This window comes from Shewanella sp. AS16 (assembly GCF_021412365.1).
Classification (GTDB): domain Bacteria; phylum Pseudomonadota; class Gammaproteobacteria; order Enterobacterales; family Shewanellaceae; genus Shewanella; species Shewanella salipaludis.
In genome coordinates, this window is the sequence record NZ_JAKCLK010000389.1 from 1 (window position 1) to 283 (window position 283).

A 283-nucleotide genomic window follows, 5' to 3' on the forward strand; every position below is an offset into this window, starting at 1 on the left:
CAGACAACTGGAAGCGCTTCAGAAAAACAGAGGGGAAAAACCTGTAAGATATAAATTCATTTTTAATGATGCCACGACTGCGGCAATTAAGAATCAGCTTTGTGGTAAATGGCGTTCAGTGGGTATTATGTCAGATGAAGCCGGTATAATATTTGATGGGTATACCCTGTCTGAGCTGCCTTTTATTAACAAAATGTGGGATGGCTCCGTATTGTCGGTGGACAGAAAGAATGAACCCGAACAGATGATTGAAAATGCCAGAATGACATTATCCCTCATGGTA

At 41.0% G+C, this 283-nt stretch carries 1 protein-coding gene; it reads left to right on the plus strand.

Annotated features, from left to right (window positions below; translation table 11 throughout):
• Positions 1-283 (plus strand): DUF3987 domain-containing protein (locus LZP73_RS20790; RefSeq protein ID WP_234236875.1); only part of this gene is annotated, 283 nt, incomplete at both ends.